Raw genomic sequence first — 457 nt, 5'->3', positions numbered from 1 at the left:
CGAGGATTCTGGGTATTTGACACTGACGTTGAACGTATGGAATTTATTCCTAATGAAACAACATGGCATCGACGAATCACTTATCCGTTTAAAGGCAAAATCAATTATTCTGATTATACTAATCTAGCCGTACGTGTTATAGTATCAGAAATTGATTCAGAGTTGACTAAGTTTGAATCTGAACTTGAAAAAGTAGTTCACTCTCTTCGTATGGTTTCTAAAGTTGATAACAGTGTTGAATCTGATGACGACCAGGAAATCGAGATTAAATCACTTCAAGATATCATTAAAGAATATATTGACGCGATTCCGGATATCTCAGACGAAGACAGAGAAGCGCTGGTCAAATATTCCAACGAACTTTATATTGAGGCAACACAATGACTTTAGATGAATTTAACAATGCTGGGCTTGGGCTTGAAGTTGAAATAGACGTTAGAGATGATGATGGATTCGA

General features: G+C 36.3%; 1 protein-coding gene. It reads left to right on the top strand.

All coding sequences use genetic code 11. The features are described 5' to 3' along the window. Nucleotides 1-384: hypothetical protein (locus tag Y882_RS20455; protein WP_046973448.1), on the top strand; the 384-nt coding region annotated here is incomplete at its 5' end. Nucleotides 385-457 lie beyond the last annotated feature (73 nt).

Origin of the sequence: Dyella japonica DSM 16301, from assembly GCF_001010355.1 — a bacterium.
Lineage (GTDB): Bacteria > Pseudomonadota > Gammaproteobacteria > Xanthomonadales > Rhodanobacteraceae > Dyella > Dyella japonica.
The sequence above is the reverse complement of the archived record's forward strand: the minus strand, read 5'-3'. Positions and strand labels throughout refer to the sequence as shown.